The 22930-nt window shown below is 72.2% G+C and carries 23 protein-coding genes; 11 read left to right on the top strand and 12 right to left on the bottom strand.

Going from position 1 to position 22930, the window contains the following annotated elements; genetic code table 11:
* Positions 1-361, top strand: a 361-nt coding sequence (locus KUG38_RS16635) for a sigma factor-like helix-turn-helix DNA-binding protein (RefSeq protein WP_286196157.1), incomplete at its 5' end; no start/stop codon positions are given.
* Between the two features lie 88 nt (positions 362-449).
* On the opposite strand, the gene rbp is transcribed toward KUG38_RS16635, so the two are convergent.
* The gene (rbp, locus tag KUG38_RS16630; RefSeq protein WP_216923509.1) at positions 450-749 is read right to left on the bottom strand and encodes an RNA-binding regulator; all 300 of its coding nucleotides are present in this window, start codon (positions 747-749) and stop codon (positions 450-452) included.
* Positions 750-887: 138 nt separating this feature from the next.
* Here rbp and KUG38_RS16625 point away from each other — a divergent pair, with 138 nt between their 5' ends.
* Entirely contained in the window at positions 888-1118 is a 231-nt protein-coding gene (locus tag KUG38_RS16625) for a hypothetical protein (RefSeq protein WP_216923507.1), read from the top strand.
* 10 nt (positions 1119-1128) lie between these two features.
* Here the strand turns inward: KUG38_RS16625 and KUG38_RS16620 are convergent, their stop codons facing one another.
* From KUG38_RS16620 to KUG38_RS16605, 4 genes are all read right to left on the bottom strand, one after another.
* Positions 1129-1308 (bottom strand): hypothetical protein, encoded by a 180-nt coding sequence (locus KUG38_RS16620; protein WP_216923506.1) that lies wholly within the window; start codon positions 1306-1308, stop codon positions 1129-1131.
* 119 nt (positions 1309-1427) lie between these two features.
* Positions 1428-1907 carry a hypothetical protein gene (locus KUG38_RS16615; protein WP_094586101.1) on the bottom strand — a complete coding sequence of 160 codons (480 nt, stop codon included), beginning with the start codon at positions 1905-1907 and terminating at the stop codon, positions 1428-1430.
* Positions 1908-1983: 76 nt separating this feature from the next.
* Positions 1984-4917 carry a hypothetical protein gene (locus tag KUG38_RS16610; protein WP_216923505.1) on the bottom strand — a complete coding sequence of 978 codons (2934 nt, stop codon included), beginning with the start codon at positions 4915-4917 and terminating at the stop codon, positions 1984-1986.
* A gap of 44 nt (positions 4918-4961) precedes the next feature.
* Positions 4962-6677, bottom strand: a complete 1716-nt coding sequence (locus KUG38_RS16605) for an ABC1 kinase family protein (RefSeq protein ID WP_286196156.1) — start codon at positions 6675-6677, stop codon at positions 4962-4964.
* Here KUG38_RS16605 and KUG38_RS16600 point away from each other — a divergent pair.
* From KUG38_RS16600 to KUG38_RS16590, 3 genes are read left to right on the top strand one after another with little or no spacing between them, the layout of a single operon-like run.
* Positions 6676-8037, top strand: coding sequence for an aminotransferase class I/II-fold pyridoxal phosphate-dependent enzyme (locus tag KUG38_RS16600; RefSeq protein WP_216923504.1), 1362 nt, complete (start codon positions 6676-6678; stop codon positions 8035-8037). The two genes, KUG38_RS16605 and KUG38_RS16600, sit on opposite strands and share 2 nt — an antisense overlap.
* Positions 8038-8042: 5 nt before the next feature.
* The gene (gene cbiT / locus KUG38_RS16595; protein WP_216923529.1) at positions 8043-8642 is read left to right on the top strand and encodes a precorrin-6Y C5,15-methyltransferase subunit CbiT; all 600 of its coding nucleotides are present in this window, start codon (positions 8043-8045) and stop codon (positions 8640-8642) included.
* A 10-nt stretch (positions 8643-8652) separates the two neighbouring features.
* The gene (locus tag KUG38_RS16590) at positions 8653-9558 is read left to right on the top strand and encodes a phosphatidate cytidylyltransferase (protein ID WP_216923503.1); all 906 of its coding nucleotides are present in this window, start codon (positions 8653-8655) and stop codon (positions 9556-9558) included.
* A 19-nt stretch (positions 9559-9577) separates the two neighbouring features.
* Here the strand turns inward: KUG38_RS16590 and KUG38_RS16585 are convergent, their stop codons facing one another.
* Together KUG38_RS16585 and KUG38_RS16580 are read right to left on the bottom strand one after the other, a co-directional pair.
* Positions 9578-10258, bottom strand: a complete 681-nt coding sequence (locus KUG38_RS16585; RefSeq protein WP_286196155.1) for an LmeA family phospholipid-binding protein — start codon at positions 10256-10258, stop codon at positions 9578-9580.
* Between the two features lie 31 nt (positions 10259-10289).
* Complete coding sequence (locus KUG38_RS16580; protein WP_216923501.1) at positions 10290-10595, bottom strand: DUF8646 family protein; 306 nt, start codon at positions 10593-10595, stop codon at positions 10290-10292.
* Between the two features lie 12 nt (positions 10596-10607).
* Between KUG38_RS16580 and KUG38_RS17210 the strand changes: the two genes are divergently transcribed.
* Complete coding sequence (locus KUG38_RS17210; protein WP_216923500.1) at positions 10608-12155, top strand: DUF8671 domain-containing protein; 1548 nt, start codon at positions 10608-10610, stop codon at positions 12153-12155.
* On the opposite strand, the gene KUG38_RS16570 is transcribed toward KUG38_RS17210, so the two are convergent.
* The 5 genes from KUG38_RS16570 to KUG38_RS16550 all read right to left on the bottom strand — a co-directional run bounded on the left by KUG38_RS16570 (position 12106) and on the right by KUG38_RS16550 (position 17860).
* Positions 12106-12579 carry a DUF1499 domain-containing protein gene (locus tag KUG38_RS16570; protein WP_286196154.1) on the bottom strand — a complete coding sequence of 158 codons (474 nt, stop codon included), beginning with the start codon at positions 12577-12579 and terminating at the stop codon, positions 12106-12108. The two genes, KUG38_RS17210 and KUG38_RS16570, sit on opposite strands and share 50 nt — an antisense overlap.
* Positions 12576-13490: an alpha/beta fold hydrolase gene (locus tag KUG38_RS16565; protein WP_216923497.1), complete on the bottom strand. Its 915-nt coding sequence runs from the start codon at positions 13488-13490 to the stop codon at positions 12576-12578. Before KUG38_RS16565 ends, KUG38_RS16570 begins: the two co-directional genes overlap by 4 nt.
* Complete coding sequence (locus tag KUG38_RS16560) at positions 13487-14590, bottom strand: iron-containing alcohol dehydrogenase (RefSeq protein ID WP_216923495.1); 1104 nt, start codon at positions 14588-14590, stop codon at positions 13487-13489. Before KUG38_RS16560 ends, KUG38_RS16565 begins: the two co-directional genes overlap by 4 nt.
* A 54-nt stretch (positions 14591-14644) precedes the next feature.
* Complete coding sequence (locus KUG38_RS16555) at positions 14645-17197, bottom strand: ATP-dependent Clp protease ATP-binding subunit (protein ID WP_190611664.1); 2553 nt, start codon at positions 17195-17197, stop codon at positions 14645-14647.
* Positions 17198-17383: 186 nt separating this feature from the next.
* Positions 17384-17860, bottom strand: coding sequence for a GNAT family N-acetyltransferase (locus KUG38_RS16550; protein ID WP_216923493.1), 477 nt, complete (start codon positions 17858-17860; stop codon positions 17384-17386).
* Between the two features lie 62 nt (positions 17861-17922).
* On the opposite strand from KUG38_RS16550, the gene lysA reads away from it, so the two are divergent.
* The 5 genes from lysA to trhO are packed head-to-tail and all read left to right on the top strand — an operon-like array spanning position 17923 to position 22926.
* The gene (gene lysA / locus KUG38_RS16545; protein ID WP_286196153.1) at positions 17923-19347 is read left to right on the top strand and encodes a diaminopimelate decarboxylase; all 1425 of its coding nucleotides are present in this window, start codon (positions 17923-17925) and stop codon (positions 19345-19347) included.
* Positions 19348-19395: 48 nt separating this feature from the next.
* Entirely contained in the window at positions 19396-20211 is an 816-nt protein-coding gene (gene cdaA, locus KUG38_RS16540) for a diadenylate cyclase CdaA (protein ID WP_094585192.1), read from the top strand.
* On the top strand, positions 20208-21008 hold the full coding sequence (uppS, locus tag KUG38_RS16535) for an undecaprenyl pyrophosphate synthase (protein WP_216923492.1): 801 nt from the start codon (positions 20208-20210) through the stop codon (positions 21006-21008). The genes cdaA and uppS overlap by 4 nt, the downstream gene beginning before the upstream one ends.
* Positions 21005-21985: a biotin synthase BioB gene (gene bioB, locus KUG38_RS16530; protein WP_216923491.1), complete on the top strand. Its 981-nt coding sequence runs from the start codon at positions 21005-21007 to the stop codon at positions 21983-21985. The genes uppS and bioB overlap by 4 nt, the downstream gene beginning before the upstream one ends.
* Positions 21982-22926: an oxygen-dependent tRNA uridine(34) hydroxylase TrhO gene (gene trhO, locus KUG38_RS16525; RefSeq protein WP_216923525.1), complete on the top strand. Its 945-nt coding sequence runs from the start codon at positions 21982-21984 to the stop codon at positions 22924-22926. Before bioB ends, trhO begins: the two co-directional genes overlap by 4 nt.
* Positions 22927-22930: the final 4 nt, after the last annotated feature.

Raw genomic sequence — 22930 nt, 5'->3', positions numbered from 1 at the left:
GGAGGAGGTGAAGGATCTGCTCTGCCGCGCCCGCCAGCCGGTGAGCCTGGAGACGAAGGTGGGCGACGGTGAGGACACCGAGCTGCTCGATCTGCTGGCCGGCGACGACCTGCTGCCCGCCGATCTGGTGGACGGCGAATGCCTCAAGGGCGACCTGCGGGCGCTGCTGGAGCAGCTGCCGGAACTGCAGGGGCGGGTGCTGAAGATGCGCTACGGCATCGACGGTGAGGAGCCCATGAGCCTCACCGGCATCGCCCGCACCCTGGGGATGAGCCGGGACAAGACCCGCAACCTGGAGCGGCGGGCTCTCGAAGGCATCCGCCATCACTCCCGCTCCCTGGAGGCCTACCTGGTGGCCTGAGCCCCAGGGGCAAGGCCGGAGACGAAGCCAAAGGAACGGCCATGAAAAAGCCCCCGTTTCCGGGGGCTGCCGACCGTTTCGGCAAAACTCAGTAGCGGGCGCGGCCGCCGCCGGCGCCGCCGGCGCCACCGCCGCCACCACCACCGGTGCGGGGCTGGGCCTTGTTGACCCGGATCATCCGCCCCATCCACTCGACGTCCTGAAGGTCGTCGATGGCCTTGGTTTCATCAGCCTCATTGGCCATTTCAACAAAGGCGAAGCCGCGCTTGCGGCCGGTTTCCCGGTCGAGGGGCAGGCTGCAGTTACGCAGCGCTCCGTATTGCGCAAACAGATGGTTGAGATCCTCCACCTCCGCATCGAAGGAGAGATTTCCAACGTAAATCGTCATGAACAGAGAAACAATTATGAACCGATTCGTCGAAAGCCCTTGCAGGACGTTGTCACTCGCCGAAGAGAAATCTTTGAATCAACAGAAGCGTACAGCCTGGATGGGCTGGCAGGCTGGGACCCCACCGCAGGGCGAACCATGAAGGAGCAAGCGACGGCCATCGCCCTGGTGGCGCTCTGGATCCTGGGCTGGGGCGTGGGGGGCTCGCTGATCGATGCCGGCCTGATCGGCGCCGGCGTCTACGACCTCGAAGGCGGCCAGGTGGGGACCCTGATCACCTTCGTGCTCTGGAGCGTGCTGTGGGGCGGGGTCGGCCTGAAGCTGTGGCGCCGAAGGGGCGCCGGTGGCTCCGAAGACGGAACAGCCTGAACGCCTCGGCCTACGGGCGGATGCCGAGGGCCTGGGCGCCGTAGTGCTCGCTGAACTCGGCCTGGTGCTGCCAGGCGGAAAGGAGGGTCTTGGCGACCTTGCGGAGCTCTTCGATGTCGTCGCAGCTGTCGATGGCGCGGGAGTGAACGGCGATCGAGAACTGGCGGTTGAGGGAAAGGGAGGCCTGCATGTCCTGCTTGCGTTGTTTCAGAACATTACGAGCAGTTGCCAGCTGGCGGGCGGAGGCACCCTGAGCGGCTATCCGTACCGGGCTTCCCATCAGGCTCAGGGCCCTTCCCGGAGCCAGGATCAGAAGAACTGGTCGAAGTTGTCGAAGTCGACCGCGCGGAAGGTGCCGTCCTGCACCTGGGCCATCAGCCGCTCCAGCTGCACCCACAGGGCACCTCCGGTCAGCAGCGACAGCACGAAGGCCACCAGCAGGGCAGCACCGGCGGCGAAGCCGAACACCTGCAGGCTGGCGCCGATGAACAGCGTCACCCCGATCACCAGCCCCGCGTAAGGCATGGTCGTCTCCAGGTTGGCGATCGGCAGCAGGGCCAGCCGGTCCTGCTTCCAGCCCTCCAGCCGGTTCTGGACCATCCGGGCGAAGGTCAGCCCGCACAGCACCGCCATGGCCAGGCCGATGCCGGCCAGCATGTAGGGCGGGTAGGTGAGCGGGGCGTACTCCAGCAGGATCTCCATGGCGTCCAGATCGCCGTAGGCGCCGCTGGCCTGGTCCAGCCCCGCCTGCCGGAGGGTCACGGGAGCAGCGTCGAGGGCGGCCAGCAGCAGGGACACGGCGGGGACGGAGACAGGCGATCGCGCCCGACCCTAGGCGCCGGAGCCGCCCCATCAGAGGAACCCCTCAGCCGAACCGGCTGCGGAAACGATGGACCAGGGCGTTCAGGGCCAGCAGCAGCAGCCCGACACCGACGAACACCAGCCCCCGCAGCCCCAGGTCGGCCTGGGCCATGTCGATGGCCAGCAGCCGCAGCAGGCAGGCCCCCAGCCCGACCAGGGCCACCCGGCGGAACTGGGGCTCCCGCAGCACCACCCCCAGCAGGTAGACGGCAAAAGCCTCCGCCGTCCAGAGCAGGGTCAGCAGGGCCCGGTCGTAGCCGCTGGCCAGCACCACAGCCACGGCGATGAACAGGGGATGGCCGAGCCAGAGGTTGCGGCGGCGCGCCACCCGTCCGCCGACCCAGGCCAGGGGGGGCCATCCGCCCGGCTCGGGCAGCCGATCGAGGTCGAGCCAGCGGCGGCAGGCCAGGACAAAGGCCGTCTGCAGAGCGATCGCCACCAGCCCGGCGGTCTGGGCCGCTCCGGTGGCGGCGGGGAAGGATGGCAGGTCGATGCTGAGGCCGACCAGCAGCGTCGCCACCGCCAGCCAGTAGACGATCACCCCGTAGACCTGCAGCCGGATGGCGAAGCGCCGCACCAGGGCCGGGCAGACCAGGAGCAGGGCCAGCAGGGTCCAGGCGACGGGTCGCCAGGGGGCGCTGATCTCCCCCTGCAGCAGCACCATCACCCCCAGCAGGACCGCCTCGAGGAAACAGGGTTGCACCGCCTTCCAGCTGGGCAGCCTTGCCAGCTCAGGCCCCGCCCGGAAGAACCAGCCGTGCAGGCCGACGGCGATCGCCAGCAGCTCGATCAACAGGCGGCCGCGCACCTGCAGGACCCCGAGCGTCACCAGCTCCTGGCTGGGCCCGATCACCAGCAGGAAGGAGGCGGCGAAGGCGGCCAGGTAGGCCAGGGAGAGTCCCAGAGCCACCCGCAGGGCGCCCCCCCGCAGCCAGCGGGTGCCAGCCAGGGCCCCGGCGGACAGCAGCAGCCAGGCCGCCCCCGGCAGCAGCGGCGAGATCGGCTCGAGCAGCCACAGCACCCCCAGGCCCGCATCGACGCCCAGCAACGCCAGCCCGAGGCCCTGCCGGCGGCCGCCACCACCACAGGCCGACAGCACCAGGGCCAGGACCCCCAGGGGGAGCAGGCGGGCCAGCAGGTGCAACGGCGGCCAGGGTGCCTGTGCCAGCAGGGTCAGCCAGCCGGCCGCATGGGCCAGGGCGATCGCCACGGTGATGCCGTTCAGCAGGCCGGGGGGGCGCCAGCGGCGCGCCGCCACCAGGAAGGCGCCCATCACCACCAGGCTCAGGGACGATCGCCAGTCCTCCGGCGCCACCAGGGCGGTGCCAACGGCGACCAGGCCGCTGGCGAGCCAGCCGAGAAGGGGCGGCAAGGGCAGCGGCACACCGCGGCGCTGCAGCAGCACCTGCATTCCCGCCATCAGGCCAGCCCCGACGGTCAGCACCGCAGCGGTCTGCAGCTGGTTCACCGGGTCGCCGCGCAGCAGTGCGGCTCCCAGGCCGCTCAGGGCCAGCACCGCCCCGGCGGCGGCACTGAGCCACCAGCCGACGCGGCCCAGGGGTCCGGAGCCCTCCCGCACGGCGATGGCCAGGAACAGCAGCGACTCCAGCAGCACCACCCCGGCCAGCAGCGGCCCGTCGGCGATCACCGGGGCCAGGCTCAGCAGGGCTGCGAGCACCAGGGTCTGGCCCACCAGACCATCCCCCAGGGCCAGCCAGCGCGGCCCCCCCCGCCGGGCCCCCTGACCCAGCAGCAGCGCCGCCGCGGCGGCAGCCGCCAGGGCCCCGGCGCGGACGGCCGCCTCGGGTGGATAGAGCAGCAGGGCCAGGCCGAGGCCGCCCCACTGGCTGAGCAGCAACGCCGCCGGCACGGCCTGCAGCCGGGCAGGGGTGGCCCCAGGGCGGTGCAGCCGCAGCAGCCCCGGGCCGAACACCAGCACCGCCGCCAGGGACGCGCCGGCGACGAGGGCGGGGGAGGCCGCCAGGGCGGGGCCGTTGCGCAGGAACCAGGCCACCTGGAAGGCGCCGAACACCCAGCTGACGACGAGCCGGTGCCTCGGCCAGCGGTGCCGCACGGGCAGCTCCGAACCCACCAGGGCAATGGCGGCGGCGATGGCCAGGGCTGGGCCGCCCTGGAGACCGATGGCCAGGGGCACCAGGCTCACCGCCACGTGCAGGGAGGCCATCGCGGCGGTACGGGCGATGGCGGCCAGGGCCAGGTTGGCGGCCACGCCCACGGCCAGCAGGGCCAGGGCCGGGGCCGGCTGCTCGATCCACTGGAGGCCGAACTGGGGCAGGCCCCCGGCGGCGGCGCAGGCGAACAGGACCAGGGCGCCGCCACCGCTGCGCATGGCGTCGGTGAGGTCGCGCCAGCGCGGGCGCCGGCCCCAGAGCACAGACGGCAGGGCCAGGGCCCCGCCCACCAGCAGGGTGAGCAGGAACCGCTCGCGGGGCCCCAGCTCCAGGCCCGCGTTGATCGTCAGGAAGGTGACCCCGGCCACCACCACGAGCACCCCGAGCAGGCCGCTCCAGTTCTCCACCAGCAGCCGCTCGATCCGCTTCCAGGGCCCGCCGGTCGCCGCGCGGGGCCGGGGGGCACGGGGGGCCGCGGGGGCCTCAGGTCTGCGCAGGGCGGGGGTGGTCAACGCCGCCGCCCCAGCCACGGGTTTGGTCTCAGCTTCGGATCTGGCTTCGGCTATGGCCTGGGGCGCCGGTGGGGGGAGCTCCTCTGCGGCGGCGAGCTTCGCAGGCTCGGGCGTGTAATCCCCGTCGAGCCGCTTCTGGAGCACCTCGCTCCACAGCGACAGGGCGAAGAAGCGCTCGCTCAGGGAGGCGGCCTGTTGCTCCAGGCGCCGGACCCGCCGCTCCAGGGCGCGGACCTGCAGGACCCAGCCCGCCACCAGCAGGGGCAGGAGGATCACCAGCAGGGCCTCGTTCAAGGCGCCGCGTGGAAGCCGTGGGGATCAACGGGCACCGGGACGGGTCAGGCGGCGAGTGGATTCAAGCGGGCCAACAGGCCCGTGGCCAGCTTGCGGGCCGAGAAGGTGCGCCGCATCAGGCCCAGCAGGGCCTGGAGATCATCGGTGTGCAGCCGGTCGTGGCTCACCAGGCTCAGCAGCAGCCGCTGGCGCAGGCTGGTGCCCTCCTTGCCCAGCAGCAGGCGCAGGCCATCGCGGGCCACCGGCAGCAGATCGGTGGAGGTGGAACCGTTTTCGACCACGGCCAGCAGGTTCTCCAGCCGCTCCACCCGCAGGCGCCCGTCCTTGTCGAAGATCACCTCCAGCAGCTTCTCGCGCATCTCGGCGGTGTCGCCGGCCAGCAGACGTTTCGCCACGTAGGGGTAGGCCACGCGGATGATGCGGAAGTCGGGGTCGAGCCGCATCGCCAGACCCTCCTGGCTCACCACCGCCCGGATGATCAGGGCGAAGCGGGCCGGCACCCGGAAGGGGTAGTCGTACATCAGCTCCGAGAAGCGATCGGTGATCGCCTTGAAATTGAAGCTGCCGACGTTCTCCCCCAGGGCACCGCCGAGCACCTGCTCAAGGGCCGGCACGATCGGCCCCAGGGGGGTGCTGGGATTGAGGAAGCCCAGGGCCACGAAATCCCTGGCCAGGGCGTCGAAATCCCGGTTGATCAGATGCACCACCGCCCCGGTGAGGGTGAGCCGGTCGGCATCACTGAGCGAATCCATCATGCCGAAGTCGACATAGGCCACATGGCCCAGGCCGTTGGTCTTGCCCGGCAAGGCGAACAGGTTGCCCGGGTGGGGATCGGCATGGAAGTAGCCGAACTCCAGCAGCTGCTGCAGGCCGGCGATCACGCCGGTGCGGATCAGGGCCGCCGGATCCAGGTGGTGGGCCTCCAGCTCGCGGCGGCTCTGCAGCTTGGTGCCGTTGATCCAGCTGGTGGTCAGCACCCGGCGACTGCTGAGATGGCGGACGACCGCCGGAACGGTCACCTCCGGATGGTCCTGGAAGAGGGTGGCGAAGCGTTCGGCGTTGTCGGCCTCGCGCCGGTAGTCGATCTCCTCGAACAGGGTGGAGCCGAACTCATCGATGATCGCCCCGAGCCCGAAGCCCAGATTCAGCGGCAGGAACGGGGCCGCCAGCACCGCCAGCGAGCGGATGATGACCAGGTCGCGGCGCAGGATGAAGGGCAGGTCGGGCCGCTGCACCTTCACCGCCACCCAGTGGCCCTCGCTCAGGCGGGCCCGGTAGACCTGGCCCAGGCTGGCGGCCGCCATCGGGTAGTCGGGGAACTCCTCGTACAGCTGGTGGGCCGGGGCCCCCAGCTCCGCCTCGATCAGGGCCAGGGCGACCTTGTGGGGGAAGGGGGGCAGGTCGTCCTGGAGGCGGGCCAGTTCCTCCAGCCAGTCGCGCCGCACGAGGTCGGGGCGGGTGGAGAGGGCCTGGCCCACCTTGATGAAGCAGGGGCCCAGGTCGTTGAGGGTTTCGAGGATGGCGCGGGCGAGCCGCTGCTGCACCCGGGCATCGGTACTGCTGGACTGGACCGCCAGCCGCAGGCCGAGGCCCGCCAGGCGCCACAGCACCACGATCAGCCGGCTGACCAGGACCCAGGGCCGCAGCAGCAGCCAGCGCAGGTCCGCGTTGGGGTCGTAGCGCGGGGTGGGGGTGACGTCTTCGGCCAGGGTCCTGCCCCATCGATGGCCAGACTCTAGGAACTGCGTACTCCGGTCCATGGGCCCCTTCTGGCGGTCAGCGCCGCTGGCCCTGCACCTGCCGGCCCATGGCCGGGGCCGGGCCCTGGCCCCCGACCTGCGGCGCCTGCTGCGCCAGCCACCGGGCCGCTGGGATCTGCCCGAACTGCCCGGCTTCGGGGGGCCGCTGGAGCCGGAGGGCACGGTGGCCGAGGCCCAGCAACGGGCGGCGGCCCTGCTGGGGGCGGAACGCTGCTGGTTCGGGGTGAACGGGGCCTCGGGGCTGCTGCAGGCGGCCCTGCTGGCCCTCGGCCCGCCGGGCTCCCGGGTGCTGCTGCCCCGCAACCTGCACCGCAGCCTGCTGCACGCCTGCGTGCTGGGGGGCTTCGAGCCATTGCTGTACGACCTCAGCAGCGATCCGGTCACGGGCCTGTGGCAACCGCCGGAGCCCCGGCGGTTGGAGCGGGTGCTGGCGGCGACCGCCGCGGACGCCGGCAGCCCCGCGGTGGCCCTGGTGCTGGTGGATCCCACCTACCAGGGGCTGGCGGCCGATCTGCCGGCCCTGGTGGCCCTGGCCCACCGGGCGGGCCTGCCGGTGCTGGTGGACCAGGCCCACGGCGGCGGCGAGGCCCTGGCCGCCGGCGCCGATCTGGTGGTGCTCTCCGTCCAGAAGAGCGGCACCGGCCTGGCCCAGAGCGCCGCCCTGCTCGCCCAGGGCGAACGGGTGGCAACCGCCGCCATCGAGCGGGCCCTGCTGTGGCTGCAGACCTCCAGCCCCAGCGCCCTGCTGCTGGCCTCGACGGCCGCGGCCCTGGAGCACGGCGCCAGCGCCGCCGGCCGGCGCCAGCGCCAGCGGGCCGTGGCCCGGGCCGGCCATCTGCGCCGCCGGTTGGAGGGCCTGGACCTGCCGCTGGTGGCCAACGGCGATCCCCTGCGCCTGGTGCTGGCCACGGCCCCGCTGGGGATCAACGGCCTGGAGGCCGACACCTGGCTGCTGGAGCGGGGGGTGATCGCGGAGCTGCCGGAACCCGGCGCCCTCACCTTCTGCCTGGGGCTGAACCCACCCCGGGGCGTGGAGCGGCGCCTGCCGCGCCATCTGGAGGGTCTGCGCCGGGCCCTCGGCGGGCCGCCGCTGGCCGCCTTCACGCCGCCCCCCCTGCCGCTGCTGGCGGCACCGGAGCTGCCGATCGGCGTGGCCTGGCGGAGTCCCGCCGAGGCCATCCCCCTGGAGCGGGCCGCCGGCCGGGTGGCGGCCGCACCGATCTGTCCCTATCCGCCGGGGATCCCGCTGCTGGTGCCCGGGGAGCGGATCGATCCGGCCCGCGCCGACTGGCTGCTGGCGCAACGGCGTCTCTGGCCCGGTCAGATCGCTGATACGGTGAGCGTCGTGGCCGGTTCGTGAGCCCGTTGCCGAACCCCTTCCACTGGGATTTCGTCACCCCCGGACTGCCGGACAGCGCCTTCGAGGACGCCCCTGGCTTCAGCCCCACGCCGCTGGAGCTGCGGGTGATGCTGCTGGCCCACCTGCGTCCCCGGGCCGATTCCCTCGTCTGGGACGTGGGCGGCGGCACCGGCGCCCTGGCCCTGGAGATCGCCCGGCTGATGCCCGGCGGTGCGGTGCACACCCTGGAGCGGGATCCGGAGGCGATCGAGCTGCTGGAACGCAACCGGCAGCGTTTCGACATCCACAACCTGCACATCCACGCCGGGGAGGCCCCGGAGGGTCTGGCCCTGCTCCCCCCCAACCCCGACCGGGTGCTGCTGGAGGTGGGCCGGCCCCTGGAGGACGTGCTGCGGGCCGTCTGGGGGGCCCTGCAGCCCTCCGGACGGCTGGTGATCAGCACCGTGAACCTGGAGGGCCTGGTGAAGGCCACCGACACCCTCGCCCAGCTGGACGCCCACGATGTGCAGGTGGTGCAGGCCACCGTGCACCGGATGCAGCGCCGTGGCAGCCAGGCCAAGCTGGCGGCCGCCGAGCCGCTGTTCGTGATCGCCGCCGAGCGCTGAGTTCGAACCCTTGCTTCCCGCCCCCCGCACCGCCACCTCCTTCCCCCGCCTGCTGAGCGGCTGGCTGGCGGGCGGCTTCGGACTGGTGGTGGTGGGCCTGGGCGGCTGGTGGTTCACCGTTGCCGTGGGGGTGATCGTGCACCTGGGCCTGCTGGAGTTCTTCCGCATGGCCCAGTTCAAGGGCATCCGGCCGGCCGTGAAGACCACCCTGGTGGCGGTGCAGCTGCTGCTGGTGTCGACGCAGGTGGCCGCCGGCAGCCTCTGGGGGGGTAGCGGCATGGCGGGCGACGTGGCGGCGGCCGTGCTGCCCGCCTCCGGGGCGGTGATCTGCGGCTGGCTGCTGCTCCAGCCCGTCACCGGCACCATCGCCGACATCGCCGCGTCGGTGTTCGGCCTCTTCTATCTGGGCTTCCTGCCCAGCCACTGGATCAAGCTGCGGGACCTGACCGACCCGGCCCTGGCCCCCGCCCTGGAGGGCCTGGGCTGGCCCTGGAGTCCGGGCATGGCCCTCACCCTGCTGGCCTGCCTGATGATCGTGGCCACCGACATCGGCTCCTACGTGATCGGCCGACGCCTGGGGCGCCACGCCCTCTCGCCGATCTCCCCCGGCAAGACGGTGGAGGGGGCCCTGGGCGGGGTGGTCTGCGCCCTGCTGGTGGGGGCCGTGGGCGGGGTGCTGCTGGGTTGGCGCTGGGGCTGGCTGATCGGGGCGGTGCTGGGGGCGGTGGTCTCCCTGTTCGCCCTGGTGGGTGACCTCACCGAATCGATGATGAAGCGGGATGCGGGCCTGAAGGATTCCGGCGATGCGATCCCTGGCCACGGCGGCATCCTCGACCGGATCGACAGTTACCTGTTCGTGCCGGCGGTGGTCTACTCCCTGGTGACCCTGGTGCTGCCCCTGCTGCAGCGGGGCTGATCGTCCCCTGCCGGGTCCCTCAGGGGGAGACCCGGGCCTCCCCCTCCAGGTGCAGCAGGCCGGCGCCGAGCTCGGCCCGCTCGATGCGGATGTTGGGATCCATCGGCAGCCGGGCGTGGGGGGTGCCCTCGGCGCAACGCAGTTCCACGGTGCCGCCATCGGCCCGCACCGCCACCTCCCGCTCCACCGGCTCCCGGTCGCCGCTGGCGAAGGCCCGCAGCACCAGCCGGTCCTCCCGGATGCGCAGCCCCGCCAGGGGGGTGAGGCCCAGCAGGTCATCGGCCAGGCCGTCGCCGAGGCTGCGCCAGGCCGGGGTGCTCAGGGAGCGGCTCAGCCCATCGCCGCTGAAGCTCACCTGCCCCTGGATGCGGAAGGGCGACTCCAGCTTCACCGCCTGGTTGCGCACCAGGGATCCCATGCGCACCTGGATGCCATCGCAGCGCAGCTCCACCTCCTCGATCTCCATCGCCTGATAGACGACCCGCCGGGCCCGCAGCCGCACGCCGTCGAGGCGACCCCGCAGCAGCCGCAGCCCGGAGCCCTCCAGGCGGATCTCCAACCGTTCGATGGCATCGCATTGCTGGCGCAGCCACAGTTCCAGCCCCCGGGCCAGCAGGCCCATCACCGGGCCGCCGGTGGTCTCGGAGGCTTCGGGCGCCGTCCCCTCGCTGGGTCGCTCGCCGTCCGGGGTCTCGCTCATCCGCCACCAGGGGACAGGGCTCCCCAGATTCTCACTCCGTCCGGGCCTTGCGGGCGGCGCGGAAGGCCTCGGCGGCCGTGACCGCCGCCAGCAGCAGCAGTCCCCCCAGGCCGATCAGCTGGTCGGTGGGATCGGCGGTCGACGGGTCCGCCACGGTGCCGGCGCCCCCCCGCACCGCCCCCAGCAGGAACCAGCCCGTGGCCAGGGCCGTGGTGATCCAGTAGGCACGCCAGCGGCGCTGGTAGATGTAGCCGCTGCCCAGGCCGGGCACGACGTTGAGCAGGGCCCCCAGCCAGGGGGCGGACGCCGCCAGGATGGCTTTGTCGTCAGGCGTCATCGGGGTCGCTCCATGGCTGGATCCAGCGTCGAGTCTGGCCAGCCCCAGGGGCGACCTGCGCCCTCGGTGGCGGTGATCGGCGCCGGGGTGGCCGGCTGCGCCCTGGCCGCGGGGCTGCGGCGGGGCGGCTGGGGAGGGTCGATCGTGCTCTGGGAGGCGGGTCGGGGTCCCGGTGGCCGGGCCGCCACCCGCCGCTCCCGCCACGACCCCGGCTGGCAGATCGACCACGGGACACCCCTGTTCAACCTGCTCGAGGACCCCGAACCGGAGCTGGTGGCGCCCCTGCTCGCGGGGGGCTGGATCGAGCCCTGGCGGCAGCAGGCGGCCGTGCTGGACAGCGCAGGGAACCTGGGGCCTGCCGATGGGGATCCCCTGCTGCGCGGCCGCCTCTACCGGGGCCGCCAGGGCATGGACGACCTCGCCCGGGGGCTGCTGGCCCTGGCGGAGGCCCAGGGACCGGCGGGGAGCCTCGATGGCCGCTACGGCTCCCTGGTGCGCCACCTGGAGGCCCGGCCCGGGGGGGGCTGGCGCCTGGCCGATGCCACCGGGGCGGTGCTGGGGGAGGCCGACTGGCTGGTGCTGACCGGCACCCTGCTGGCCCATCCCCGGGCCCTTGAGCGGTTCGGCTGGCCGCAGGTGCCGCTGCTGCAGGCCTCGCGGGGCCTGGGCGACGCCGAGCTGGAGGTCGCCCTGGCGGCCATCGCCAGCATGGACATGGACGTGCGCACCAACCTGATGCTGACGATCGAGCCCGCCGCGGCGGCCCGCTGGCGGGCCCTGCCCTTCCGGCTGCTGGGCTTGGACGGCCCCGCCCAGCGGCGCTGGGGGCTACGGCGGCTGTCGATCCAGCCGCTGGCCGATGGCCGCTGCGCCGTCGTGGCCCATGGGGTTCTGGAGGAGGAGCCCGATGACGCTGCCGCGATCACCGCGCTGGAGGCGGCCGTCGCCGCTGCCCTGGCCCCTTGGCTGGGGGAACGGCAAGGCGGCGGCGAGGCCCTGGCGGGGGTGGAGCAGCGTCAGCTGATGCGCTGGGGGGCCGCCTTCCCCGCGGCCCCCGGCCTGCCGGCCGATGCCACGGTCTGTCCCCGCAGCCGGGTGGCCTTCTGCGGCGACTTCATCGCAGGGCCGGGCTTCGGCCGGATCGAGGGGGCCCTGCGCAGTGCCCAGGCCCTGGCGGGCCGGCTGCTGGCCCTGGTGCTGCTGCTCTGCCTCGCCCTGGGCAGCCCGGCGACGGCGACGGCGGCGGCCACGGCCGTCCCCTACCGCTGCGACGGCGAGCTGCTGCTGGCGACCAGCGACAACGGGGCCGTGGATGCGCCGGGGATCCCCAACACCGCCGCCGGCACGGTGCCCGGCGCCACGGTGCTGCTGGAGTGGCGCGACCTGCGACTGCAGCTGCCGCGCACCAACAACGCCGGTCCGCCCAGCTACACCGACGGGATCTGGTGGTGGAGCCTGGAGGATCCGGCCCAGCCCCGCTTCCTGCACCGCCGCGGCGCCATCGAGAGCTTCAGCTGCCAGGCAGTTCCTGCTGCAGGGCCGCCAGCCGGCGGCCGTTGACGCCCAGGTCCGAATCCCCCAGCCGGGAGCTGGAGCGGGCCTGCAGAAGACCGGCGGCGGGCTGGGCGTTCAGCTCGAGGTCGTCGACGAAGCCGAACAGCCGGCTGGTGGCGGTGGCGTGCAGGTAGCGGCCGTCCCGCTCGAGGATCCGCACCCCCTCGGTGGTCTCCAGGATCGGCACCAGGGCGCTCAGGGCCGCTTCCGGATCGGCGATCGGCCAGTCGGCCCGGGCGCAGTGGGCCGGCGCCGCACAGGGGGAGAGGGAGCCGCCGTGCACGCCGAGATCCTCCGGCACCGGCCCCTCCAGGTGCAGCAGGGAGGCCTCGGCCCGGCCGGGGAGGGCCAGGGCGGGGACCCCGAGCAGCAGCACGAGCAGCACGCCGGCGAGAAGACGCGGCAGGCAGAGGCGGAACGCAGGGGTCATGGGTGGTGGGTGGGGATGGGGGCGCAGGGGGCGCCCAGCCAGGCGGCGGCGACCTGCTCGGGCTGGTCGATGTGGGGCAGGTGGCCGCAGGCCGCCAGTTCGGTGATGCGGGGGCCCAGCAGGGCCTGGGCAGCGCGCTTCTGCGGGGCCCGCAGGATCCGGTCGTCGGCGCCCCAGAGCACCGCCAGGGGCTGGGGGGGCAGGGGGTCGCCGCAGCCGGCGAAGCCACCGCTGCGGGCGAAGCGGCCCAGGGCGCCGGCCCAGCCGGGCGACTTCAGGTGCAGCGAGGCGATCTCCAGCTCCGCCGGACCCACATCCCGGTCGGGGTCGGCGAAGGCGCTGCGGCAGAGGCCCTGGCGCACCGAGGGCAGGGCCAGGAAACGCACCCCCAGCCCGTCCAGCAGGGGCGGCAGGGGCATGGGCCTGCCCGTGAGACCGGCCGGGGCCAGCAGCAGCAGGCGCTCGAAGCGCTCGGGATGGCGTCGGGCCAGCTCCACGGCCACCGCACCCCCCATCGAGGCGCCGATCAGGCCCAGCCTGCGCCCGCCCGCGGGCTCCCGCTGCTCCAGCGCCTCCAGCAGCGCATCGAGGTGGGCCAGCACGGCCTGGGGCGTGTAGGCGCGCTCCGCGGGCCTGGGGCAGAAGCCGAAGCCGTGCAGGTCCGGGATCAGCAGGCGGTGATGGGCCGCCAGCAGGGGGGCCAGGCGGCGGAACTCCAGGAAGGAGCTGTCAAAGCCGTGCAGGAGCAGCAGGGGGGGTCCCTCCCCCACCACGGCCACGGGCCACTGGCCCGGGTGCTGCGGCAGCTCCCACCACTGCACCTGGGCGGCCAGGTCGCGGCCGAGGGGATCGAGCAGCGACGCGGCGGCGGCCGTGACCAGGTCGCGGCCGCTGGAGGGGCCGTCGGTCACGCCTGCTGCCGCTCGGCGGTGGCGCCCACCATGGCGGCGAGCAGATCCTCGGGGGCGACCGCGAAGGGCAGCCGGTGCAGGTCGGAGCCCTCCCGGCAGGCGAAGCGACAGACCTGGCGCAGCTGGTCGAGGCTGGCGCCGGCCAGACCCAGGGCCTCGAGATCGGTGGGCAGCCCCAGCGTGCGGAAGAAGGGCAGCAGCTGGCGGCGGGCCTGGGCCGCCAGGCGGTTGCCCGCCAGCTGCTCCTCCAGCCACAGCTGCACCAGCACACCGAAGCCCACCTTCTCGCCGTGCAGGCAGCCGTGGGTGGCGGCGAGCTGGGTGAGTCCGTTATGGACGGCATGGGCGGCCACCGTGCGGCAGCGGGCACCACCGATACCGCCGATCAGGCCGGCGGTGAGGGCACAGCCCTCGGCCACCCGCACCCAGGCCTCCCCATGGGGGTCGGCCAGGGCGGCTTCCCCCTCGAGCAGCAGCAGATCGCGCAGCAGGCGGGCCATCTGCACCGCCTGCTGCACCAGCCCATCGCCACTGGAGCCACTGCTCACCGAGGCCTCGTACCACTTGGCCACCGCATCGGCGATGCCGCTGGCCAGGGTGCGGGCCGGCGCCTGCCGCACAAGGGCATGGTCAAAGACCAGCAGGTCCGGGCAGCGGTCGAGGGCGACATCGCCCAGGAAGGCCCCTTCAGGGGTGTAGAGGTTGGCCAGGGCCGTCCAGCCGGCGCAGGTGGCGGCGCTGGTGGGCACCGTGATGCAGGGGAGACCGAGCCGGTGGGCCAGCAGCTTGCCCGCATCCAGCACCTTGCCCCCACCGGCGGCGATGACCGCATCACAGCCGGCGGCAGTGGCATCCCCTGCCAGGGGGCCGAGGTCGTCGTCGCAGCAATCGCGCAGGCCCTGGCTGGCCACCGGGCGGGCACCGGCCTGCTCCAGATCGACCGCCAGCTGCTGACGCAGCCCGAAGGTGGAGGCACTGCGGCCGAGCAGCAGGGGGCGGCGGCCCAAAGAGACGATGCGGGGAAGGGCCTGCGGCCAGGCACCCTCCCCACGGAGCACCACCGCCGGGGCGATGGACTGGGTCTGCAGGGGATCCGTCATGGCCGCCATCTCATGGATGAAATGTAGAAGTCGGCCGATCCCGGTCGCGATCGATCAGGCGCTGGCGCTGGCCAGCTCCGGCAGCGGCGGGGTGATGGTCTGCTTGCGGATCACCACCTGTTTGTCGTCGTCGACATCCACCAGGCAGGCATCGCCCTCGCCGATCCGGCCGGAGAGGAATTCCTCCGCCAGCGAATCCTCGAGCAGGCGCATCACGGCACGGCGCAGGGGACGGGCGCCGTAGCTGGGGTTGTAGCCCTCCTCCACGAGGCGCTCCTTGAAGGCCTCAGTGACGGACATGCCGATGCCCTTGTCCTGCATGCGGGCGAAGACCTCCCGCAGCATGATCTCGGCGATCAGCTTCACCTCGTCGCGGGTGAGCTGGCGGAAGACGATGATCTCGTCGAGACGGTTGAGGAATTCCGGGCGGAAGTACTGCTTGAGCTCCTCGTTGACCAGGGAGCGGATGCGGTTGTACTGGGTTTCCTCCACGTCGCCGCCGCCGAACTCGAAGCCGAGGCCGCCGCCACCCTTCTCGATCACCTTCGAACCGATGTTCGAGGTCATGATGATCAGGGTGTTCTTGAAGTCGACCGTGCGGCCCTTGGAATCGGTGAGCCGGCCGTCCTCCAGCAGCTGCAGCAGCAGGTTGAAGACATCGGGGTGGGCCTTCTCGATCTCGTCGAACAGCACCACGGTGTAGGGACGACGGCGCACGGCCTCGGTGAGCTGGCCGCCCTCGTTGAAGCCCACGTAGCCCGGAGGCGAACCGATCAGCTTGCTGACGGTGTGGCGCTCCATGAACTCGCTCATGTCGAGGCGGATCATGGCGTCCTCGCTGCCGAAGAAATAGGCGGCGAGAGCCTTGGTGAGTTCCGTCTTGCCGACGCCGGTGGGGCCGGAGAAGATGAAGCTGGCGATCGGACGGTTGGGGTTCTTGAGGCCGACCCGTGCCCGGCGGATGGCCCGGGACACGGCCTTGACGGCCTCGTCCTGGCCGATCAGGCGCTGGTGGAGGGTCTCCTCCATGTTCAGCAGCTTCACCGACTCGCTCTCGGTCAGTTTCTGGACGGGCACGCCGGTCCAGGAGGCGACGATCTGGGCGATGTCCTCCTCGGTGACCAGGGGCGAGCGACTTTCCTCGCTGGCGTCGTCGGTCACGGGGCCGCCCAGCAGGGCCGGGGTGTCGGTCTCGCCGGAGGAGGTGCCGGCGGGTTCGTCATCGCGACGGGCCTGGAGGATCGTGCGGATCTGGTCGCGCAGTTCGACCTCCTTGTCGCGCAGCTCACCGGCCTTGGTGAAGTCCTGCTGGCGGACGGCGTCCTCCTTCTCCTTCTGGACGCCGCGCAGCTGCTTGTCGACTTCCTTGGCCGCCGGCGGCAGCTTGGAGTTCAACAGGCGCACGCGGCTGCCGGCCTCGTCGATCAGGTCGATGGCCTTGTCGGGCAGGAAGCGGTCGCTGATGTAGCGGTCGCCCAGGGTGGCGGCGGCGACGAGGGCCTCATCGCTGATCTTGAGGCGGTGGTGCTGCTCGTAGCGCTCGCGGAGCCCCTTGAGGATCTCGATCGTGTCGACGACGGAGGGCTCGCCCACCATCACCGGCTGGAAGCGGCGCTCCAGAGCCGCATCGCGCTCGATGTGCTTGCGGTATTCATCGAGGGTGGTGGCCCCGATGCACTGCAGTTCGCCCCGGGCCAGGGCCGGCTTGAGGATGTTGGCGGCGTCGATGGCGCCTTCTGCGGCACCGGCGCCGATCAGGGTGTGGACCTCGTCGATCACCAGGATCACGTTCCCGGCGGAGCGGATCTCCTCCATGATCTTCTTGAGCCGTTCCTCAAACTCACCCCGGTACTTGGTGCCGGCCACCAGCAGGCCGATGTCGAGGGTGAGGACGCGCTTGTCCTCGAGGATGTCGGGGATCTCGCCCTGGGTGATCCGCTGGGCCAGGCCCTCGGCGATGGCGGTCTTGCCGACGCCGGGCTCTCCGATGAGCACGGGGTTGTTCTTGGTGCGGCGGCCGAGGATCTGGATCACCCGGTCGATCTCGTTCTGGCGACCCACAACGGGGTCGAGCTTGGACTCGGCCGCCAGCTGGGTGAGGTTGCTGCCGAATTCGTCGAGGGTGGGGGTCTTGGTGGAGCCCTTGCCCGAGCTGCCGGAGGCCACTTCAGCCGTCTCGCCCAGCATGCGGATCACCTGGGTACGCACCTTGGCCAGGTCGACGCCGAGGTTTTCGAGCACCCGGGCCGCCACGCCCTCGCCCTCGCGGATCAGGCCCAGCAGCAGGTGCTCGGTGCCGATGTAGTTGTGACCCAGCTGGCGGGCCTCCTCCAGGGAGAGCTCCAGCACCCGCTTGGCACGAGGGGTGAAGGGGATCTCAACGGCGACGAAGCCGGAGCCGCGGCCGATGATCTTCTCGACCTCGACCCGGGCGTCCTTCAGGTTGACCCCCATCGACTTGAGGACCTTGGCGGCGACACCGGTGCCCTCGCCGATCAGGCCCAGCAGGATCTGCTCGGTGCCGACGAAGTTGTGGCCGAGGCGGCGGGCCTCTTCCTGGGCCAGCATGATCACCTTGATGGCCTTCTCGGTAAACCGCTCGAACATGGGGCGGGACCAGATGCAAGTGGGACCAACCTATCAGGATTGAAGGGCCGCGTGGGAGGTCGGGAGCACTCTCAGGCGAAACCCATGTGCCGCAGGCGCTCAGACGGACCAGAACACAAACGAAGTGCCAGGAATCAGCAGAAATAGGTATAGCAATCTACGGTTATCCACACCCCTGTCACATTGTCAGGAGCACATTGCCAGGTTGACCCATTGGATCAGGGCATCCTCTCCATTGCGGTAGTAACCATGACGGATGCCCGCGGTGCGGAACCCCAGGGCCCCGTACAGCGCGATCCCCGGGCCGTTTCCGGCCGCCACCTCCAGGGTGGCGCGGGTGGCACCCCGCGCGCGGGCGGCGCCCATCAGTTCCTGCAGCACCCGGCGCCCCAGCCCCCGCCGGCGCTCGTCCGGGGCCACCGCCACCAGGGTGATGTGGAGCTCATCGACCACGAGCCAACCGCTGGCCATGGCCAGCAGGTCAGAGCCCCGGCGCAGCCCCAGGCCCGGCCGGCCCTCCTCCTCCAGCTCCCGCCGCCACTGCTCCAGGTTCCAGAGACCGCCGAGGGCGGCCCGGTCGAGGGCCAGGCAGTCCAGGGCATCGGCTGGAACCAGCGGGCACAGGGTCGGGGCGGGCAGCGGTGGCGGAGGTGGTGCCGGCACGGCCGTTGGACACGAACATCCTTACGATCGGACATCGTGACCCCCTCCCCGCACAGGCCGCCATGGTGACCAGCGCCTCCCCGGCGACCGATCCGGTCGCTCCCGTCCCCGCGGCGCCGATCGCCCCCGGGGGGCCCTTCGAGCACGGCGGCGATCCGCTCAGCCCCAACCGCAACCTGGCCCCGCTCACCGCCCGCCTTGATGCCCTGGGCCGTCTGGAGGTGGGGGGCTGCCTGCTGAGCGATCTGGCCCGCACCTACGGCACACCGCTCTATGTGCTCGACGAGGCCACCCTGCGCACCACCTGCCGGGCCTACCGGGAGGCCCTGGCCGCCCACTACCCCGGCGAGGCCCTGGCCCTCTACGCCTCCAAGGCCAACAGCTCCCTCGCCATCACGGCCCTGGTGGCCTCCGAAGGTCTCGGCCTCGATGCCGTCTCGGCCGGGGAGCTGCTCACCGCCCTGCAGGGCGGCATGCCCGCCGAGCGGATCGTCTTCCACGGCAACAACAAGTCGGCCGAGGAGCTCCAGCTCGCCGTCGAGCGGGGGGTGACGGTGATCCTCGACAACTGGAACGACATCACCCTGCTCGCCACCCTGGCGGCCGGACGGCCTGCGCCGGTGCGGGTGCTGGTGCGGTTCACCCCGGGCATCGAGTGCCACACCCACGAGTACATCCGCACCGGCCACCTCGACAGCAAGTTCGGCTTCGACCCCGACCAGCTGGAGGCGGTGCTGCGGCACCTGGCCGCCTGCCCCTGGGCCCGGGTGGATGGCCTGCACGCCCACATCGGCTCCCAGATCTTCGAGCTCGAACCCCACCGCGACCTGGCCGGGGTGATGGCCGAGGCCCTCGGCCTGGCCCGCTCCCTGGGCCACCCCTGCGGCGACCTCAACGTCGGCGGCGGTCTGGGCATCCGCTACGTGGGCTCCGATGACCCGCCGAGCATCCAGGAGTGGGTGCGGGTGGTGGCCACGGCGGTGGCCGAGGCCTGCAGCCAGCGCCAGCTGGCGCTGCCACGGCTGCTGTGCGAACCCGGCCGCTCCCTGGTGGCGACGGCGGGGATGACGCTCTACACGCTGGGCAGCCGCAAGGAGATCCCCGGCCTGCGCACCTACATCTCGGTGGATGGGGGAATGAGCGACAACCCCCGGCCGATCACCTACCAGTCGCTGTACACGGCCGCCCTGGCCGACCGCCCGCTGGCGGAGGCCACTGAGGCGGTGACCGTGGCCGGCAAGCACTGCGAGTCCGGCGACGTGCTGCTCCACGACGTCCGCCTGCCGCTCACCAGCCCCGGCGACGTGCTCGCCGTGTTCGCCACCGGGGCCTACAACGCTGCGATGGGGTCCAACTACAACCGCATCCCCAGGCCGGCGGCGGTACTTGTCCACGACGGCGTGGCGGACGTGGTGCAGCGGCGCGAGCAGCCGGAAGACCTACTGCGCTACGACGTCCTGCCCCACCGGCTCCTGCCGGTATCCTGAGCCGGACAGGCGGCCACCCGTTGAACCGGCCTGCCCCTCCCTTGTCTTGTGATCTGGCTGCGGCTCATCGACTTCCGCCTGCTGCTGGATCTTCTGTTCGCCTCCCTGCTCGGGCTCCTGCTGCTCGGCAGGGTCACGGAGGCGCGCACCCTGTGGCTGCTGCGCGGCTACCTGTTTCTGGTGGCGCTGGCCTGGTTCGTCCAGCGCTACGCCAACCTGCCGCTGACCAGCAGCCTGGTGGATGCGCTGGTGCTGGCCTGCAGCCTGGCCCTGGCGATCCTGTGGCAGGGGGAACTGCGGCGCCTGATGGAACTGCTGGGCACCGGACGCCTCGGGGTGCTGTTCGCCGACCGCAGCCGGGACCAGCTGGCCTCGGGGTCGGTGAGCCTGCTGACCGAGGCCGCCGGCCGCCTCTCCCAGGCGCGCTGCGGCGCCCTGATCGTCCTCGACCTGGGCAGTGATCTGCGCCCGGAGGACTTCCTCAACCCCGGCATCCGCATCGACGCCCAGCTTTCCGTCGACCTGCTGCTCAACCTCTTCGCGGTGGACACGCCCCTTCACGACGGCGCCGTGCTGGTCCAGAAGAACCGCATCGTGGCCGCCGGGGTGATCCTGCCCCTCTCGCGCCAGGGCCTGAACCGCTACGGCACCCGCCACCTGGCCGCCATGGGGCTGACCGAGCGCCACGACGGCTGCTTCTGCATCGTCGTCTCGGAGGAGACAGGCACCCTCTCGCTCGCCTCCCAGGGGCGGCTGGAGCGGCCGATCACCAGCAGCCGGCTTCACGACCTGCTCACCGACGCCCTGGCCACCGCTCCCACGGGGCGTAGCGTGGCTGCGGACCCGCCGGAACATCGCGGATGAGTCGCGCCCTGGCGACCACTCCATCGTCCGATCCCGATCAGCTGCCCGCCCAGCTCGATCCGGTTCGGCTGCCCCGCCACGTGGCGGTGATCATGGACGGCAACGGCCGCTGGGCCCGCCAGCGCGGTCTGCCCAGGGCCATGGGACACCGGGCCGGGGTGGAGGTGCTCAAGCGCACACTGCGCCACTGCAGCGACTGGGGCATCGGCGCCCTCACCGCCTACGCGTTCTCCACCGAGAACTGGACCCGGCCCGGGGAGGAGGTGGCCTTTCTGATGGCCCTGTTCGAACGGGTGCTGGCCAAGGAGCTCGAGGCGCTCGAGCGCCAGCAGGTGCGGATCCGCTTCCTCGGCGACCTCGATCCCCTGCCGGAGGGTCTCAGGGTCCTGATCAACGACGCCACCGAGCGCACGGCCGGCAACACCGGCATCCATTTCAACGTCTGCACCAACTACGGCGGCCGCAGTGAGCTGGTCCGGGCGGCCCGCCGTCTGGCCGAGCAGGCGGCCCGCGGCGAGCTTGACCCGGCCCGCATCGACGAGGAGATCTTCGCCGCCGAGCTGTTCACCGCCGGCGATGCCGACCCCGACCTGCTGATCCGCACCAGCGGCGAGCAGCGCATCAGCAACTTCCTGCTCTGGCAGCTGGCCTACGCCGAACTGCACATCACCGACGTGCTCTGGCCCGACTTCGACACCGAGGCCCTGCTGGCGGCGCTGCTGGATTATCAGGGGCGCCAGCGCCGCTTCGGTGGCGTCCAGAGTGGCGTCCAGAACGGTGTGGAGAACGCCCCATGAGCCTGCGCCACGACTGGTCCCGCCAGGAGATCCAGGACCTGCTCGACCTGCCCCTGATGGATCTGCTCTGGCAGGCCCAGGCGGTGCACCGCAGCGCCAATCCCGGCTACCACGTCCAGCTGGCGTCGCTGCTGAGCGTCAAGACCGGGGGCTGCGAGGAGGACTGCGCTTACTGCCCCCAGTCGATGCACAACCCCAGCGACGTGGGCGGCCGGCCGGAGCTGGCGGTGGGGCCGGTGCTGGAGCGCGCTCGGCAGGCCAAGGCGGCCGGCGCCCACCGGTTCTGCATGGGCTGGGCCTGGCGGGAGATCCGTGATGGTGCCCCCTTCGACGCCATGCTCGCCATGGTGCGGGGGGTGCGGGAGCTGGGCCTGGAGGCCTGCGTCACCGCCGGCATGCTCACAGATGGCCAGGCGGCCCGACTGGCGGAGGCGGGACTCACCGCCTACAACCACAACCTCGACACCAGCCCCGAGCACTACGACCGGATCATCACCACCCGCACCTACCAGGAGCGGCTCGTCACCCTGCAGCGGGTGAGGGGCGCCGGCATCGACCTCTGCTGCGGCGGCATCATCGGCATGGGCGAGACGCCGGACGACCGGGCCGGGCTGCTGCAGGTGCTGGCCACCATGGATCCCCACCCCGAGAGCGTGCCGATCAACGCCCTGGTGGCGGTGGAGGGCACCCCGCTGGAAGGTCTCCCAGCGGTCGACCCCCTGGAGCTGGTGCGGATGGTGGCCGCGGCCCGCATCCTCATGCCCCACAGCCGGGTGCGCCTCAGCGCCGGGCGCGAGCAGCTGGGGCGGGAGGCCCAGATCCTCTGCCTGCTGGCGGGGGCCGATTCGATCTTCTATGGCGACACCCTGCTCACCACCTCCAACCCGGCGGTGGCCAGCGACCAGGAGCTGCTGCGGGCCGCCGGGGTGCGGGTGCAGCTGGAGCAGCCGCCGCTCGCGGCCGCCGCCGGCCGCTGAGGGTGCAGGTCGCCGCCTTCTACAGGTTCGTCCCCCTGGCCAGCGAGGAATTGCCCGACTGGCAAACCAGGCTGCTGGCGCTGGGGAGCGAGGCCGGCCTGCTGGGCACCATCCTGCTGGCCACCGAGGGCATCAACGGCACGGTCGCCGGATCGGCCTCCGGCGTGGCCGCCCTGCTGGAGCTGCTGCAGGCCGACCCACGCCTGGCGCACCTGGAGGTGAAGCGCAGTGAGGCCGAAGGGCGGGTGTTTCACCGCTTCAAGGTGCGCCTGAAGGCCGAGATCGTGACCATGGCCGAGCCCTCGGCCCAGCCGTCCAAGGGAACAGGGGTTCCGGTGCCCCCCGAGCACTGGAATGCCCTGCTGGAGGATCCTGGCACCCTGACCATCGACACCCGCAACCACTACGAGGTGGCCCTGGGCAGCTTCGCTGGCGCCATCGACCCCGGCACCGAGCACTTCCGCGATTTTCCCGCCTGGGTGGAGCAGCACCTGCGGCCCCTGGTGGCCCAGCGGCGGCCGCAGCGGCTGGCCCTGTTCTGCACCGGCGGCATCCGCTGCGAGAAGGCCACCGCCCACCTGCTGAACCAGGGCTTCGACAACGTGCTGCAGCTGCAGGGGGGGATCCTCAACTACCTCGAACAGGTGCCGGAGGCCAAGAGCCGCTGGCACGGCGAGTGCTACGTGTTCGACCAGAGGGTGGCCCTCGACCACCGACTCCAGCCGGGGACGTATCACGTGTGCCATGCCTGCGGCCTGCCCCTGGCCCCCGCCGACCTGGCCCTGGAGAGCTACGTGGCCGGGGTGAGCTGCCGCCACTGCATCGGTCGCTTCTCCGACGCCGACCGGGAGCGGTTCGCCGAACGCCAGCGCCAGATGGGACGGGCGCAGGCGTCCGGTGAGACCCACATCGGCCGGGTGATGCCCGGCGTGGGCGGCTGAGCGG

It is taken from the genome of Synechococcus sp. CCAP 1479/9 (assembly GCF_019038535.1).
In the GTDB taxonomy this organism is placed as follows: Bacteria; Cyanobacteriota; Cyanobacteriia; order PCC-6307; family Cyanobiaceae; genus Cyanobium.
This window is presented reverse-complemented; position numbering and strand designations above follow the sequence as displayed.

What these genes read in the sequence shown, in the direction of transcription:
- rbp (WP_216923509.1), bottom strand. Translation starts at nt 749, where the DNA reads ATGACGATTTACGTTGGAAATCTCTCCTTCGATGCGGAGGTGGAGGAT.
- KUG38_RS16625 (WP_216923507.1), top strand. Translation starts at nt 888, where the DNA reads ATGAAGGAGCAAGCGACGGCCATCGCCCTGGTGGCGCTCTGGATCCTG.
- KUG38_RS16620 (WP_216923506.1), bottom strand. Translation starts at nt 1,308, where the DNA reads ATGCAGGCCTCCCTTTCCCTCAACCGCCAGTTCTCGATCGCCGTTCAC.
- KUG38_RS16600 (WP_216923504.1), top strand. Translation starts at nt 6,676, where the DNA reads ATGGGCCCCTTCTGGCGGTCAGCGCCGCTGGCCCTGCACCTGCCGGCC.
- KUG38_RS16605 (WP_286196156.1), bottom strand. Translation starts at nt 6,677, where the DNA reads ATGGACCGGAGTACGCAGTTCCTAGAGTCTGGCCATCGATGGGGCAGG.
- KUG38_RS16585 (WP_286196155.1), bottom strand. Translation starts at nt 10,258, where the DNA reads ATGAGCGAGACCCCGGACGGCGAGCGACCCAGCGAGGGGACGGCGCCC.
- KUG38_RS16580 (WP_216923501.1), bottom strand. Translation starts at nt 10,595, where the DNA reads ATGACGCCTGACGACAAAGCCATCCTGGCGGCGTCCGCCCCCTGGCTG.
- KUG38_RS17210 (WP_216923500.1), top strand. Translation starts at nt 10,608, where the DNA reads ATGGCTGGATCCAGCGTCGAGTCTGGCCAGCCCCAGGGGCGACCTGCG.
- KUG38_RS16570 (WP_286196154.1), bottom strand. Translation starts at nt 12,579, where the DNA reads ATGACCCCTGCGTTCCGCCTCTGCCTGCCGCGTCTTCTCGCCGGCGTG.
- KUG38_RS16560 (WP_216923495.1), bottom strand. Translation starts at nt 14,590, where the DNA reads ATGACGGATCCCCTGCAGACCCAGTCCATCGCCCCGGCGGTGGTGCTC.
- KUG38_RS16555 (WP_190611664.1), bottom strand. Translation starts at nt 17,197, where the DNA reads ATGTTCGAGCGGTTTACCGAGAAGGCCATCAAGGTGATCATGCTGGCC.
- lysA (WP_286196153.1), top strand. Translation starts at nt 17,923, where the DNA reads ATGGTGACCAGCGCCTCCCCGGCGACCGATCCGGTCGCTCCCGTCCCC.
- uppS (WP_216923492.1), top strand. Translation starts at nt 20,208, where the DNA reads ATGAGTCGCGCCCTGGCGACCACTCCATCGTCCGATCCCGATCAGCTG.
- bioB (WP_216923491.1), top strand. Translation starts at nt 21,005, where the DNA reads ATGAGCCTGCGCCACGACTGGTCCCGCCAGGAGATCCAGGACCTGCTC.